Genomic DNA, 804 nt, shown 5'->3' on the forward strand with positions numbered 1-804 from the left:
CCGTTCAGGTAGTCACCGTCGAAGCTGACGGCTGTGTACTCATCCGAGTTGCAGGATACGCCCTCGTCGAAACGGCGGCCAATGGCGTTGCGGAATCCATAGAAAGCGTTGCTCATCTGGGCCTCTATGGCGATTTCCGAATTGGGCATCTCGGTATATTGGGATTCAATATTAACGTCCAGATCGGTACAACCGAATGCGGTAAGTGCCAGGAAGGCACCAGTCAATATATTTCTTGTTTTCATATCTTAAAATCTCCTGTGTTAAGGGTTAGAAATTCACGTTTACGCCCACCATGAAGGTACGTGTACGCGGGTAAGTGGTATTACGCCAGTCCATACCCGGTTCCAGGCCGCCCAGACTGATTTCAGGGTCTACACCTTTGTAACCGGTGATGGTGAATACGTTGTTGCAAGTGGCATACAGGCGCAGGTTGTTGACCCAGTTGCCCAGTTTGCCGAAGTTATAGCCTAAAGTCAAGGTAGACAGACGGAGGTAGGAACCGTTTTCCAGGTAGCGGTCGGACGGAGCCTGTGCACGTGAGTCGTGTGCGTTCTGTCCTTCAGCCACTTCTGCCAGCACGTTCTTACCGTTGCTTACCAGGCTCACGTTGTTGTAGTAGCAGCGGGTGGCGTTGAAAATCTTGTTACCGGCCACACCCTGGAAGAAGGCGGTCAGCGTCCAGTTCTTCCATGTGAAGTCGTTGTTCCATCCGTAAGTCAGTTTCGGCTGGGCTGATCCGTGAGGACGGCGGTCTTCGTCTGCCGGAGCGTCTGTAGTACCGATCAGGTTGCCGTCGGCATC

2 pseudogenes are annotated in these 804 nt (G+C 52.9%); both read right to left on the bottom strand.

Going from position 1 to position 804, the window contains the following annotated elements:
• Window positions 1–245, bottom strand: a pseudogene (locus BQ7480_RS17295) (RagB/SusD family nutrient uptake outer membrane protein); the annotation flags it as partial.
• A 25-nt stretch (window positions 246–270) separates the two neighbouring features.
• A pseudogene (locus BQ7480_RS17950) lies at window positions 271–804 on the bottom strand (SusC/RagA family TonB-linked outer membrane protein); the annotation flags it as partial.

It is taken from the genome of Bacteroides mediterraneensis, from assembly GCF_900128455.1.
Lineage (GTDB): Bacteria > Bacteroidota > Bacteroidia > Bacteroidales > Bacteroidaceae > Phocaeicola > Phocaeicola mediterraneensis.